Here is a 13541-nt window from a genome sequence, read left to right on the forward strand (position 1 = left end):
AGATTATCATATGATATAATTCATGATGTAGGTAAACAGGTAAGATAAGATTGTTTATGGAAGGATTTAAATATGAGTAAAAAGAGATTTAATGAAATTAACATTATGAGAATTATTGGTTTTTTACTAGTTGTAGATCAACATATTCTTGGTGGATATGCTCAAAGACCTGAAGCATCCTTTGGAGATTCTATGGTCCTTCACTTTTTATATTTAATTGGAAGACCTGCGGTGCCAATGTTTGTTGCCATTACTGGATTCACTCTGTTTAATTCAAATTATCAAGGGTTTAATTTAAAAAATTTCTATATAAAGAGAATATTAAACATAGTACTACCATACCTTTTCTGGTCCTTTGCTACTATAATTATATTTCACAAATACAATATGCTTAAAAATTTAATTGGGGTGATTTTTTCCGGTACAGCATCTTATCATTTATGGTACATGGGTATGATTATTCGTCTGTATATATGGTTTCCCATAATACTTAAAATATGGACCTTTATTATGAAAAAAGATATAAAAGTAAAGTATGTTTGTTATGCTGTGTTTTGCATTGTTTACTTGATAATACTTAAGAATAACCAATATTTAACTGAGGAAATATCAAAGCTGGTTTTTGGAGAGCCAACTTTTTATCAAAAAAGATTTATTCAGTATACTCCAATATATTGGTCAATTTATTTTGTATGTGGTGCTGCGGCGTGGTTTAACTATGAATTTTTAAAGTCTTTGGCTATAAAATATTGGACAAGAATTTTATTAATTCAGATACCACTTACAATTTATATGTATTATACTCAAATTTGCAGCAGACTGCCTTTTTATTTTCCACGTATTAATTATTTTTATTTATTCTACATTCTTTATATGTTAAACATGATAATCCTAATATATATTCTTTCATTAAAGCTCAATGAAAAACTGGAAAGTTTAAAAGCTTTTATTGAAGAGTTATCAGGATTATCTTATGGAGCTTATTTAATACATGTTATTGTACTGCAAAAGGCTGCAGCTATTATAAGGGATAATGTTCCACTTAAAAGTTATCTATTGTCGGGACTGTTAATTTTTATCATATCTTCAATTACATCGCTGGCTGCTTGTTGGGTAATTCAGTACATTCCCTTTGCTCAATATATAATTGGGGTTAAAAGAAAAACCCTGAAATTAACATATAATCTAAGTGAAAGTATTAATCAAAGCTGAAAAAGTGTATTTGATAAAAAAATGAGCTTAAGCATTTAAATGCCTAAGCTCATTATTTTTTATCCTAAATATTATCATCAGAAATTGTACTTATTTCCATAGGATTTATCTGATTATTAACCTTTGACTCTTTGAGGTTTTGATAAAAATTAGCTGTTGTAGCGTGAACATAAGGAGTTAGCCATAGGAATCCTATTCCAAGGGTAAGTATACAAAGTAGAGCCCAACCAATAAAGCTTAGGTGCAAACAGAATAACTTCCATTTATATCCTTTCATCATTTCTTTACTTGCTTTTATGGCTTCCATAGCACCTATTTCAGGGTTGTCATTTAAAATATAGAAAGCCATAGAATAACTATAACCGGCAATAATTCCAGGGATAAAGAGAAGTAATGACCATAAAATAACAAAAATTGAAATTAACAACTGAGTTAAAAAGGCACTTTTAAAATTTTTAAATCCATCAAATAGATTTTCAAATCTGAAGGGTTCCTCTCTAACTAATTTAACAAAGCATATTGTAAGACCTAAAGCTAGTGGACCAGCTATTATAATGTTTACAACTGGGCTACATACGGTATAAAACCAAAGATTCCTCCAATTATAGATGGAACAAGGCATAACAGCACAGCTATCAACCATTTACCCTTTAATTGGTTTCTTGCAGCAGCTCGTAATTCACTGTTGCTTTTAATAAAAATTTCAGACATCAATAATCCTCCTTTTTAAATATATTTATATTTGATTTTATGGATTGTAAGTGTTAATTATGAATAGAATTATAACATAAATAAAAGCAATGTCTTTTGTGTAATATTTAACATACCATACTAAATAGTACTATAACAGGGACAATTAATCAATAACATACTAACAAAAAATTGTAATATAATGGAATAAATAAGAATGTGTAATGTTAAAAAAAGAATTAATGATTGATGATGGTATTATTTACAAATTTTATATTATAATTTATAATTAGTTTAAAAGATTAAACTAATGAACTTATGGAGGGCATTATGTGTATCAAGGATAACAAGGAAGAAATCCTTACTATGTTTAAGGAATGTATTCCTCTTTTAAACGCACTGGCTGATGAAACACGACAAAGAATTATACTTATTCTTGCAGAGGAAGAGGGACTTAACGTAAATATGATAACTGAGAGATTGTCCCTATCGAGACCTGCAATTTCACATCATTTAAAATTGCTGAAGCAAGTTGGGATTATAGATATGGAAAGAAAGGGAACGGAGAATTATTATTATCTTACTTTAAAGGATTCTGTACAGATGATAAAAAGTTTTATTAATACCATGGAGAATAATTGTGATTTGAAATAAATGAAATTATCATGTATGGAATGATGGTTCTTTAGTTTAAACTAATAAACGAAAGGGAGGGAGTTAATTGAGTGAAATATTAGATGTTTCAAAGGTAATTTTAAAACATAAAGAATTTTTTGAAGCAGGGGTAACAAAGGATGTTAACTTTAGACTTGAACAGTTGAAAAAACTGAAAAAAGCCGTTGAAGATAGGGAAAAACAGATAATGGATGCACTCTGCAAAGATTTGCATAAATCAGAGTTTGAAAGTTACCTTACAGAAATAGGTGTAGTTTTAAGCAGTATTAATTACTTTTTAAAACATTTAAAAAAATGGGCAAAGGTTAAGAAAGTCAGAGTTCCCCTTAATCAGATAGGTTCAAAGGCTTATATATATCATGAGCCATATGGTACTGTTTTAATTATTGGACCTTCCAACTATCCATTTCAGTTGGTATTTGAACCTTTAATTGGTGCAATTGCTGCTGGGAATTGTGTAATTTTAAAACCTTCTGAGCTAACACCCAATACAGCAAAGGTAATAAAAGAAATAATTACAGAGACATTTGATGAAAATTATATTAGTATAGTTGAGGGCGGAAAGGAAATTACTAGAGACTTGATTAATGAAAGGGTTGATTATATTTTTTTTACTGGAAGTGTAGCTGTTGGTAAAATTATTGCAGAGGCGGCTGGTAAAAATTTAATTCCATGTACTTTAGAGTTAGGGGGAAAAAGTCCATGTATTGTTCATAATGATGGGGACTTAGAGGTTGCCGCAAGACGTATTGTATGGGGAAAATTTGTTAACAATGGCCAGACATGTGTTGCTCCTGATTATTTACTTGTTCATAAGGATGTAAAAAATGACCTTTTAGCAAAAATAAAAAAATACATCATAGAATTTTATGGGGAATCCCCAATAACGAATAATGATTATGGAAGAATAGTAAATCATAGACAATGGGAGAGATTAATTAATTTAATAGATAAAGATAAGGTTTTTTATGGAGGAGAATATATAGAGGAAGAACTGTATATTTCGCCTACGATTATAGATAATGTAAATTGGGAAGATAAAATAATGAAAGATGAAATCTTCGGTCCTATAATACCAGTTATTCAGTATGATTCTATTGAGAGTATAATAAAGAAAATAAAAGAAAGGGAGAAACCTTTGGCATTGTATATATTTACTAATTCAAAGGATATTGAAAGAAAAATTATAAATGAAATATCCTATGGTGGAGGATGTGTTAATGATACATTATTTCATTTAGTAAATCCAAACCTTCCATTTGGAGGAGTAGGGGCATCTGGAATTGGAGCTTATCATGGAAAAACTAGTTTTGAAACTTTTTCACATAAAAAAAGCATAATGAAAAAGACAACATTGTTTGATTTTAATATTATATTTCCGCCATACAGAAACAAACTGAAAATAGTGAAAAAATTATTTAAATAAATTAAAGTGTTGGGAGAAAGGAAGAATATTAGATAAGCATTTCCCCAACACCTATATTTTATAGATTAGAATATTAATTTTACCATTTTGCTGTATGTTCCTCAGATGTCCCAAAAATTCTTTGGATCTGTATTTTATTTCCTGATTCATCCCTTATATAACCTGAAAAAAATCCAAATAGCTGAATAAAATTAGATTTAATTAAAAGAAGATTAGTTGAAGATTTTTTAATTTATGTGGAGTGAATTTTAAATTTACATTATCGGAAAACTTTGTTTTAATAGACCATTGTTCCATAATGTTGGCAGAATCATATATAAATGAAACGTCTTCTTGTATCTTTATAAGTTTGTTTCCAATGAATAAGGCATTTTCATTTAAACCTGTGTTATCTGTCCAGCCAGCACCGAGATTAAATCCAACTTTTTCACCCTTTTCAAGTTTACCAGAGGCTGAACACCATGTCCAGAATGTGTTATAAGGCCAGATACCACGACCAAAGTCCATAGATGCAAATGAGTTATCTGGTTCAAAGATAATATTTTCTCCACCTAAATTAATCGTACCATTTGAAGATAAGCAGTTCTGTTTTGAGGTGAAATGAAAGCGCTTTTTATCCCATGGAATAACTATATTTAAGGTTTCCTGATTATTAGGACGTTGTACCATGATGTCTGTAGTCAATGGTGACTTTAGAAATTTATGAATATGGATATTAAATTTTATTAAATCACCACATGTTTCAATACGTATATTAGTATCATTATCTTTAAAAATAAGACTTCCATCAACGGAATCTGGTAATTTTACGCCGAAAGCAAAGGGGATTTTCTTGATTTTTTCAATATGAGTCCAGGTTTTTAAGTTTAATAGATAAAAGCTTATTATGCCTATGTAGTCAAAATCCATAATAGTCACGTTAAAAAGATAATCTTCGTTAAAAATGTTCCAATAAGTAAATTGTTTTTTTCTAAAGTATTTTCCCTTAAGATTACACCTATGCAGGGGACTACGTGACCATCCAACACTTTCGATTAATAGATCTCCCTTAGAATCACAAAGATTTGTAGGAGAGGTTAAAATATTTTCTGAAAAAAAGTCTCTAGGCAAGGTATCATTCATTAAGTTTTTTTTCATAATATCAACCTACCTGTAACATAATATTTATTATCCATATTTTAACATAAAAATATCTAATTATATATATTTGTTAAAATATAAACTATTCTTTTAAAATAGTCCTTTTGATTTTGGTCTTATATTGTGTTTAACGTATTTTATGTAATATTATTAACACAAAGCTAATCTTTATTTGGAGGTGGAATATGAAATTTACACATAGAGATATTCAGCTATTAGAATTAGATAGCAAAGAATTTTTAGTAATATCCTGTGATTCTTGTGGAGGTGTTGGACTAAAAGAAAATGATATTGTAAAGGCATCCCCTTATATTGTAGGAAAGTTCACAGCAAGAGTATGTTTGTCAGAGATATTATCATTAAAGGCTAAGCCTATGACCATGAGTATAAGTATATGCTCTGAGCCTGAACCGACAGGTGAAGAAATAATAAAGGGAATAAAGGATGAATTAAAGGAAATTGACCTTGATATACCCTTGATTATAAGTACAGAAAAAAACATAAAAACTTCAATGACTGCTTTAGGTATAAGTGTTTTTGGAAGAGTAAAGAAGGAGTCAATCCTTTTAGATAAAGTAAAAAAGGGTGATTTTGTCTATATACTAGGGGAGCCTTGTGTAGGAGATGAAGTGTTGAAAAATGTAAAAAAGATTTGTACAACAAAGGATATATTTAAGGTTGTTAATGATAAAAATGTTTGTGAAGTAATACCGGTAGGTTCTTCAGGAATTAAAGGTGAAATGAATAAGTTTATGGAGGAAACAGGCTTAGAATTTTATTATGAAGATGATATAAAAATAGATATTAATAAGTCAGCAGGGCCTTGTACAGCTGCAATTGTAATAGGGAAACTGGATTTCAGTGTATATGGGTATGATAAAATCCGTAAAATTGGATACATTAAATAAGGAATGATTAAGAAACACTTCAGGTTTCTATAGAAAACAAATAGAAACAAACAAAAGAAAAAATATGCAGGTGATTATCTTGAAGGCTAAGTTTGTTATAGCATTCAGCACAATGTTACTATTTTTTGCTTTAGTGAATTTATACATAGGATTTTGGAACATCAGATTTTTAAAAAGTCTTAATTTTAAACCTAATAACTTCATATATTGGACTATCTTTGGTTTAATATCCATGAGTTACATATTATCATGGATAACGGAATATGTTTTCCCTAGAAAGTTAAATACAGTAATAGCATATGTGGGATATTATTGGCTGGGTATTATGTTGTATTTCTGTTTGCTTTCAGTGGTTGTGGAGTTTTTAAGATTTGTAATAAAAAGATATGGATATATACCTCAAATGTCAAATTACAGTAAGATTATAAACCAATTGCAGGGTGCTTAATGTTATTAACTGTTGTTGTCATTCTCATATATGGCACATGGAATGCAGAGCACCCAATAGTTAAAACATACGATATAAATTTATCTAAAAAGGCAGGAAGGATAAAAAGTTTAAATATTGCCTTAGTAACGGATATTCACATAGGGAAAATAATAGGCAATGGCAGGGTATTAAACATGGTAAACCAGATAAACTCATTAAATCCAGATATTGTTATTATTGCAGGAGATATCGTAGATAACGGGGTAGAACCCTTTGTGGATGAAAAAATAGTTGAAACTTTACGAGGGATAAAAGCTCCTTTAGGTACATATGCAGTACCTGGCAACCATGATTTAATGAAGGGACAATTAGATAAATTAATTTTTTATCTTGAATCAGCAAACATAAAAATGCTTATTGATAACAGCATTAGAGTAAAAGATGGTTTTTATATTGTTGGAAGAATGGATGCATCCAGCCAGAGAGCTATTAATATCAAAAGAAAAGATTTAAAAGATTTAGTAATGGATTTAGATAAAACCTTACCCATTATTTTAGTTGATCACCAACCAGTAGATTTAGATATAGCAGAAAAAGAAGGGATAGATATTCAATTATCAGGTCATACACATAGGGGGCAACTCTTTCCAAATCAGATATTTACTAGAAGAATATATGAAATAGATTGGGGGCATTTGAAAAAAGGTAATTTTAATGTTGTCGTTTCTTCAGGATTTGGAACTTGGGGACCACGTTTAAGAATAGGAAACAAACCAGAAGTGGTAAACATAAAGGTTCATTTTGCAAAATAATTGGTACAGGATGACACATTAAGTGCCATCTTTTTTCTTTAATTTTATTTTATTATGTAATAAAAAAGATAAAATTTTTTAAAATAATTGAATATAATAAATAAATACAATATAATTTATATTACTATATTCTAAAAGGAGTAATGTTATGAAAATGAAGGTTGTTGCAGATAGCAGCTGCGATTTAAATGAAAGTCTTAAAAAAGAGCTAAACATTACAAGGGTTCCTTTAAGACTTTATGTTGACGATGAGGAATTTATTGACGATGATAATCTTGATGTTTCTGATCTTATGGCAAAGGTGAGAAAATCAAGTAAAGTGGCACGTTCAGCCTGCCCATCACCTAAGGATTTTATGAATGCCTATATGGGTGATGAAAGTGTTTTTGTAGTTACAATGACATCAAGACTAAGTGGGACATACAATAGTGCAGTGATGGCTAAGGAAATCTTTTGCGAAGAAGTTAAGAATAAATTTATTCACATTTTTGATACAAAGGGAGCATCTATAAAGGAGACCTTAGTAAGTATAAAAATTTCAGAGCTTATTAAGCAGAACTATGATGAGATGAAAATTGTAGAAAAAGTCAATGAATATATGAATGAAATGAAGTTCTATTTTAATTTAGGCTCAGTTGATACCTTGGTTAAAAACGGAAGAATAAGCAAGCTGAAAGGGATGATTGCATCTGTATTAAACATAAAGCCTATTCTTACAGGAGATGAAGAAGGGGAAATACAGCTAGTTGAGAATGTAAGAAGTGAAAAGAAGGCTTTCAGGAGAATGATTGAGCTTATAGGTGAAAGTGGAAGTAAATTTGAAGATAAGATACTTGGAATTGCCCATTGCAATGCTAAGGAATTGGCAGAAAAATTTAAAGATGAGGCTATGAAATTATATAACTTTAAGGATGTAATAATAGTACCAACTGGAGGGTTAAGTAGCATATATACCAATGAGGGTGGAATTCTAATAGCTTTTTAGAAGTTATAACTGTAACACTATCAAATAGAAAATTTTGATAGTGTTACTTTTTTGTAAACAACAATGACATTTGTTAAATGATAAAATACTTTAAGAGTTAATAAATAAGTGCTATATTAAAATAGTGAGAAGCAAAGGTTGTTTGCAACAAGTACAATGTACACGTATAATGTACATTGTATATTGTTAATATATATGTATAAAGCCATAAAGGGGGTAACATTATGAGCAATGTATTAAAGAATTTTGAACCAAATGACGTATTTAAGTATTTTGAAGAAATTTCACAAATCCCAAGAGGTTCAGGAAATGAAAAGGCTATAAGCGACTATATGGTTAGGTTTGCAAAGGAACATAACCTAGAGGTAATCCAGGATAAGGCATATAACATAATAATTAAAAAGCCTGGCACAAAGGGTTATGAAAATGCTCCAACTGTGATTATTCAAGGTCATATGGATATGGTCTGTGAAAAGAATAAAGGAACTGAGCATGATTTTGAAAAGGATCCAATTAAATTAAGAATTGTTGATGATATGATTTATGCTACTGGAACAACTCTTGGAGCAGATAATGGAATTGCAATGGCATATGCAATGGCTATACTTGCTTCAAAGGACATTCCACACCCACCAATTGAGGTTTTAATGACGACAGAAGAAGAAACAGGTATGGGCGGAGCTATGGCCCTTGATGCTTCACATATAAAAGGAAGAATGTTAATAAATATAGATTCTGAAGAAGAAGGAAAGCTTCTTGTTAGCTGTTCAGGTGGGGTAAGAACAACACAAAAACTACCAATTACATGGGAAGATGTTAATCCAAACAGAGTTGCATATACAATCAGTATAAGAGGCCTTAAGGGTGGACACTCTGGTATGGAGATAGACAAAGGTAGAGGAAACTCAAACAAGATAATGGGTAGAATACTTAATGATATAAGCAGTGAATTTGATTTTGACATAAAAGAGATAAACGGCGGCTCAAAAATGAATGCTATCCCAAGGGAAGCAGATGCTGTTATTCTTTTAAATCCAGAAGACCTTTCAAAACTTGAAGCTAGAATTGAAGAATGGAATGCAGCCCTTAAAAATGAATTAAGAACAGCTGACCCATCAGTTGCAGTACATATTACTAAATTTGATGGAGAAATTAAAAAGGTTTTCTCAAAGGAAACTAAAGAAAAGGCTATAGCTTCACTTGTGCTTATACCTAATGGAATACAAACAATGAGCATGGATATAGAAGGACTTGTTGAAAGTTCAACAAACCTTGGTGTTGTAGAAACTCAGGATAATATGATAATCTTCCAAAGTGCTGTAAGAAGTTCAGTTAAAACATTAAAGTATAACATCTTAAATCAGGCAAAGATGGTTGCAAAGGTTTTAGGAGCAGAGTTAGAGGCAGATTCAGATTATCCAGAATGGCAATATAATCCAGATTCAAAGTTAAGAACTATTTTTGAAAATGTATATAAAGAAAAGTATGGAAAAAATCCAGAAATAGTAGCTATACACGCTGGAGTAGAATGTGGATTATTCAGTGAAAAAATGGAAGGGTTAGATATGATATCATTTGGACCAGATATGGCAGATGTTCATACACCAGATGAACATATCAGCATTTCATCCATTAAGAGAACCTATGAATATCTTCTTGATGTATTAAAAGCTATAAAGTAAAACATATTTAAAAGGGGTGCTGCACTGACATTTTAATTGTTAGTGCGGCGGCCCTTATTTTTGCAGATTGTTGACTATGATATCAAATTCCTTTGTAACAATGTAAAATAAATTACATATGATATAGTAAAAAAATATATAAACAAACAAAATATACATATTTACAAACTTGGATTTAAGTGATAGAATAAAATTAATTCAGAGTAAAACGATATGAATTAAACACAATGAATAGGGAAAGTAAATTATATGGAGTATACAGAGAGGAATTCCAAGGCTGAGAGAATTCTATACAGAAATATAGTTGAAGTGCCCCTAGGAGTGTTAGGCCGAAATTCAGTAGGCTGTTACGGGTTCTCCCGTTATAGAGATAGGGCATGATAGTGCCTGAATATGAGATGAGCATTTTATGCTTAAACAGAGTGGAACCGCGGAAGTTAACCTTCTGCCTCTGAGAAATCAGGGGCAGAAGGTTTTTTTATTTAAAAATCTTAGTAACTTAAGGAGGAATTAATTATGATTTTTAATAACATCTATGAAACAATAGGAAATACACCACTTGTTAGACTTAACAGGCTGGTAGAAGAGGATATGGCAGAGGTTTATGTAAAATTAGAATATTTTAATCCTGGTGGCAGTGTAAAGGACAGAGCTGCACTTTCTATGATTGAAGAAGCAGAAAAACAAGGTTTATTAAAACCAGGACATACGATAATAGAGCCAACAAGCGGAAATACAGGAATTGGTCTAGCAATGGTTGGTGCAGCTAAAGGTTACAGGATAATATTCGTTATGCCTGAAACTATGAGTATCGAAAGAAGAAAGCTTATGAAAGCATATGGAGCAGAGATTGTTTTAACTGAAGGTGCAAAGGGCATGAGAGGTGCAATTGAAATGGCTGAAAAGCTTGCAAATGAAAATGGATATTTTATGCCTCAACAATTTAATAATCCTGCAAATCCAGCAGCACATGTAAAAACAACAGCAAGGGAAATCTTAAATCAGACTGGAGGAAATATAGACGCCTTTGTTGCAAGTGTTGGGACTGGGGGTACAATAACAGGTATAGGTCAGGTTCTTAAGTCAGAAATTCCAGGGATTAAAATAATAGCTGTTGAGCCAAAGGATTCTCCTGTACTTTCAGGTGGTGAACCAGGGCCACACAAGATTCAGGGTATAGGAGCAGGTTTCATACCTAAAATATTAGATACTACCATATATGATGAAATTGAAAAAATAACTACTGAAGAGGCATTTGAAACAGCCAGAAAGATGGGAAAGATGGAAGGAATACTTGTTGGAATATCATCAGGAGCTGCAATATTTGCTGCACTTAAAAAGGCAAAAAGTTTAGGCAAGGGAAAGAGAGTAGTAGTTATTGCTCCTGATACAGGTGAGAGATATTTATCAACAGAATTGTTTGATTTGGAGTGATTTTTATGTTTAAGATATTAAGGGAAGAGATAAAAAACGTTTTAGAAAAAGACCCAGCTGCAAAAAATGCTGTTGAAGTAGTTCTTTGTTATCCAGGACTTCATGCAGTTTTAATTTATAGATTGGCTCATAAATTTTATCAGTGGAAACACTTTGTTTTAGCAAGGTTTATATCACAAATAGGAAGATTTTTAACGGGAATTGAAATTCATCCAGGAGCAAAAATAGGGAGAGGGTTGTTTATAGATCATGGCATGGGAGTTGTTATAGGGGAAACAGCGGAGATTGGAGATAATGTAACAATATTTCATGGCGTAACTTTAGGTGGTACAGGAAAGGATAAAGGAAAAAGGCATCCTACTGTTGGAAATAATGTATTAATAGGTGCAGGGACTAAGGTTTTAGGGCCAATAACAATTGGTAATAATGTGAAAATAGGGGCTAATTCTGTTGTTCTAAAGGATGTACCATCAGATGTTACGGTAGTAGGTATACCGGGTAAAATAGTTGTACCTAAAAATAATAATATACTATACATTTATCCAGATATGGTAATCTAAAATATAAAATATAAAGGTTCACATTTAATTTAGTTTTAAATGTGAACTTTTTTCTTTGTTTATGAGTTAAAATAGAGATAGGAGTGATACGTATTGAATGAAATAGAACTTATAAATCTTGCAAAAAAGGGTAATAAAAGTGCAATGAATACTATATTAAATAACAATCTGGGAGTCATAAAAGGATATGTTATTAAGATGACAGGAGATCCACATTTATCTCAGGATATAATTCAAGAAACCATGTTAAAGGCAATATTGAATATTGACAAATTTGAGCCTAGGGCAAAATTTTCCACATGGATGATTCGTATTGCTACAAATATTTATAGAGATTATTTAAGAAAAAATAAAATTTATGAATTGACTGAAGTTGAAACGGCAGAAAAATATGTTGATACTGAAGATATGGTAATATCAAGATATGAATACAAAGAAATTATGAATATCGTTATGAAGCTTTCATCGGAAAAAAGAGCAGTATTTATATTAAAACATTACTATGGTTATAAATATGAGGAGATATCAGAAATTTTAAGCTGTCCTATAGGTACTGTTCGTTCAAGACTTCATAATGCCATAAAGTTTATAATAAAGGAACTTGAAAGAAAGGAAATGATATAACTATGAATTTAAAAGAAAAGGAAGAATATGTGATTGACGAATTTTATAATGAAAATGAGTATTCTTATAAAATTAAATCAAATGACGAAGAATGTGATGAAATTAGAAAAAAACTAGATTTGGTTCATAAGAAATTAAGTGTTTTAGATAAAGATTTTGACGATATTAACATTGATATTATGGCAGTTATAGAAAAAGCTGATGAGATAAAAGAAAGAAAAAGGCTGAAAAAGGATTTAGTCAAATTTGTTCTAACAGCTGTAATTATACTATCATTTTATACTTATGCCATAGTTTTAGCGGGTAGCAGGACTTTTATAATATTTCAGATTTTATGCACTAGTTTTATGCCATGGTTAATTATACCTATTACATTAAGGAGAAGGGGTGAAATATAATGCAGTTTTCACAAAGGGAATTGTTTATTTTGCTATTTATAGTAATTCCAATTTTATTGATACAGGGTTCATGGATTTTTTATGATGCAAGAAAAAGAGGGGAAAAATATTATTGGCTATGGGGCATTTTTGGACTTCTTAATACACCAGGAAATCTTATAATATATTTGATAGTTACAAGAATAATAAATAAGAATTTTAAAAAATAGATTATTTTTATGCAATAACCTTCAAAAGCCCGTAAATTTGTAGACAGCCTAAAACTGCGTTCTCGCAGTTTTTTTAATTTGATGAACCTTTTTTGTTTTAATTCGTTTAATCAGTGAGAATAAATAATTTATGATCAGGAGGAATTAAAATGTTAGAAGGAATGAGCAATATTGAAATTTTGAAGCTTTTTGCACCAGTAATCGGGATGCAAATCATACTTATGGTATTCTGTTTAATCAAACTAAGAAATGACAGGGTAAAGTGGTTTCCAAAGTGGCTATGGGCAGTATTAATAATTTCCACGGGGCTTCTAGGGCCAATTGTATACTTATTATTTGGAAGAGAGAGGGATTAA

Annotated in this window: 16 protein-coding genes, 1 pseudogene and 1 other annotated feature; of the genes and pseudogenes, 14 read left to right on the plus strand and 3 right to left on the minus strand. The window is 30.7% G+C overall.

What is annotated here, in order from left to right; all coding sequences use genetic code 11:
- Positions 1 to 72 precede the first annotated feature (72 nt).
- The gene (locus Q428_RS04975; RefSeq protein ID WP_035378779.1) at positions 73 to 1212 is read left to right on the plus strand and encodes an acyltransferase; all 1140 of its coding nucleotides are present in this window, start codon (positions 73 to 75) and stop codon (positions 1210 to 1212) included.
- Positions 1213 to 1276: 64 nt separating this feature from the next.
- Here the strand turns inward: Q428_RS04975 and Q428_RS04980 are convergent, their stop codons facing one another.
- Positions 1277 to 1834: a DUF975 family protein gene (locus tag Q428_RS04980; protein ID WP_242847770.1), complete on the minus strand. Its 558-nt coding sequence runs from the start codon at positions 1832 to 1834 to the stop codon at positions 1277 to 1279.
- Positions 1771 to 1923, minus strand: a complete 153-nt coding sequence (locus Q428_RS15915) for a hypothetical protein (RefSeq protein ID WP_242847771.1) — start codon at positions 1921 to 1923, stop codon at positions 1771 to 1773. The genes Q428_RS04980 and Q428_RS15915 overlap by 64 nt, the downstream gene beginning before the upstream one ends.
- Positions 1924 to 2232: 309 nt before the next feature.
- On the opposite strand from Q428_RS15915, the gene Q428_RS04985 reads away from it, so the two are divergent.
- Entirely contained in the window at positions 2233 to 2556 is a 324-nt protein-coding gene (locus Q428_RS04985) for an ArsR/SmtB family transcription factor (protein WP_035378781.1), read from the plus strand.
- A gap of 76 nt (positions 2557 to 2632) precedes the next feature.
- The gene (locus Q428_RS04990; protein WP_035378849.1) at positions 2633 to 4003 is read left to right on the plus strand and encodes an aldehyde dehydrogenase; all 1371 of its coding nucleotides are present in this window, start codon (positions 2633 to 2635) and stop codon (positions 4001 to 4003) included.
- Positions 4004 to 4082: 79 nt separating this feature from the next.
- On the opposite strand, the pseudogene Q428_RS04995 reads toward Q428_RS04990, so the two are convergent.
- Positions 4083 to 5140: pseudogene (locus Q428_RS04995) on the minus strand (DUF2804 domain-containing protein).
- Between the two features lie 188 nt (positions 5141 to 5328).
- Here Q428_RS04995 and Q428_RS05000 point away from each other — a divergent pair.
- The 11 genes from Q428_RS05000 (at position 5329) to Q428_RS05045 (ending at position 13541) form a co-directional block, all read left to right on the plus strand.
- Complete coding sequence (locus Q428_RS05000; protein WP_051514942.1) at positions 5329 to 6051, plus strand: AIR synthase related protein; 723 nt, start codon at positions 5329 to 5331, stop codon at positions 6049 to 6051.
- A 79-nt stretch (positions 6052 to 6130) separates the two neighbouring features.
- Positions 6131 to 6499 carry a hypothetical protein gene (locus tag Q428_RS14385; protein WP_051514944.1) on the plus strand — a complete coding sequence of 123 codons (369 nt, stop codon included), beginning with the start codon at positions 6131 to 6133 and terminating at the stop codon, positions 6497 to 6499.
- On the plus strand, positions 6499 to 7293 hold the full coding sequence (locus Q428_RS05005; protein WP_051514945.1) for a metallophosphoesterase: 795 nt from the start codon (positions 6499 to 6501) through the stop codon (positions 7291 to 7293). Before Q428_RS14385 ends, Q428_RS05005 begins: the two co-directional genes overlap by 1 nt.
- Positions 7294 to 7441: 148 nt before the next feature.
- Positions 7442 to 8278, plus strand: a complete 837-nt coding sequence (locus Q428_RS05010; RefSeq protein ID WP_035378783.1) for a DegV family protein — start codon at positions 7442 to 7444, stop codon at positions 8276 to 8278.
- A 224-nt stretch (positions 8279 to 8502) separates the two neighbouring features.
- Entirely contained in the window at positions 8503 to 9960 is a 1458-nt protein-coding gene (locus tag Q428_RS05015) for an aminoacyl-histidine dipeptidase (RefSeq protein WP_035378784.1), read from the plus strand.
- A gap of 218 nt (positions 9961 to 10178) precedes the next feature.
- Positions 10179 to 10416, plus strand: a binding site (T-box leader).
- Positions 10417 to 10476: 60 nt separating this feature from the next.
- Positions 10477 to 11394 carry a cysteine synthase A gene (gene cysK, locus Q428_RS05020; RefSeq protein WP_035378785.1) on the plus strand — a complete coding sequence of 306 codons (918 nt, stop codon included), beginning with the start codon at positions 10477 to 10479 and terminating at the stop codon, positions 11392 to 11394.
- Complete coding sequence (epsC, locus tag Q428_RS05025; protein WP_341349007.1) at positions 11391 to 11954, plus strand: serine O-acetyltransferase EpsC; 564 nt, start codon at positions 11391 to 11393, stop codon at positions 11952 to 11954. Before cysK ends, epsC begins: the two co-directional genes overlap by 4 nt.
- A 93-nt stretch (positions 11955 to 12047) precedes the next feature.
- Positions 12048 to 12578, plus strand: coding sequence for an RNA polymerase sigma factor SigY (gene sigY, locus Q428_RS05030; protein ID WP_035378788.1), 531 nt, complete (start codon positions 12048 to 12050; stop codon positions 12576 to 12578).
- Positions 12579 to 12580: 2 nt separating this feature from the next.
- On the plus strand, positions 12581 to 12976 hold the full coding sequence (locus Q428_RS15110; RefSeq protein WP_035378789.1) for a DUF5345 family protein: 396 nt from the start codon (positions 12581 to 12583) through the stop codon (positions 12974 to 12976).
- Entirely contained in the window at positions 12976 to 13185 is a 210-nt protein-coding gene (locus tag Q428_RS15710; RefSeq protein ID WP_035378790.1) for a hypothetical protein, read from the plus strand. Before Q428_RS15110 ends, Q428_RS15710 begins: the two co-directional genes overlap by 1 nt.
- A gap of 149 nt (positions 13186 to 13334) precedes the next feature.
- Positions 13335 to 13541: a PLD nuclease N-terminal domain-containing protein gene (locus Q428_RS05045; protein ID WP_035378792.1), complete on the plus strand. Its 207-nt coding sequence runs from the start codon at positions 13335 to 13337 to the stop codon at positions 13539 to 13541.

This window comes from Fervidicella metallireducens AeB, from assembly GCF_000601455.1.
Taxonomy (GTDB): domain Bacteria; phylum Bacillota; class Clostridia; order Clostridiales; family Caloramatoraceae; genus Fervidicella; species Fervidicella metallireducens.

Bases quoted from the DNA above. Each gene is read 5' to 3' on its own strand.
- Q428_RS04975 (WP_035378779.1), top strand. From the start codon at position 73: ATGAGTAAAAAGAGATTTAATGAAATTAACATTATGAGAATTATTGGT.
- Q428_RS04980 (WP_242847770.1), bottom strand. From the start codon at position 1,834: ATGCCTTGTTCCATCTATAATTGGAGGAATCTTTGGTTTTATACCGTA.
- Q428_RS15915 (WP_242847771.1), bottom strand. From the start codon at position 1,923: ATGTCTGAAATTTTTATTAAAAGCAACAGTGAATTACGAGCTGCTGCA.
- Q428_RS04985 (WP_035378781.1), top strand. From the start codon at position 2,233: ATGTGTATCAAGGATAACAAGGAAGAAATCCTTACTATGTTTAAGGAA.
- Q428_RS05000 (WP_051514942.1), top strand. From the start codon at position 5,329: ATGAAATTTACACATAGAGATATTCAGCTATTAGAATTAGATAGCAAA.
- Q428_RS05005 (WP_051514945.1), top strand. From the start codon at position 6,499: ATGTTATTAACTGTTGTTGTCATTCTCATATATGGCACATGGAATGCA.
- Q428_RS05010 (WP_035378783.1), top strand. From the start codon at position 7,442: ATGAAAATGAAGGTTGTTGCAGATAGCAGCTGCGATTTAAATGAAAGT.
- Q428_RS05015 (WP_035378784.1), top strand. From the start codon at position 8,503: ATGAGCAATGTATTAAAGAATTTTGAACCAAATGACGTATTTAAGTAT.
- cysK (WP_035378785.1), top strand. From the start codon at position 10,477: ATGATTTTTAATAACATCTATGAAACAATAGGAAATACACCACTTGTT.
- Q428_RS15110 (WP_035378789.1), top strand. From the start codon at position 12,581: ATGAATTTAAAAGAAAAGGAAGAATATGTGATTGACGAATTTTATAAT.
- Q428_RS15710 (WP_035378790.1), top strand. From the start codon at position 12,976: ATGCAGTTTTCACAAAGGGAATTGTTTATTTTGCTATTTATAGTAATT.
- Q428_RS05045 (WP_035378792.1), top strand. From the start codon at position 13,335: ATGTTAGAAGGAATGAGCAATATTGAAATTTTGAAGCTTTTTGCACCA.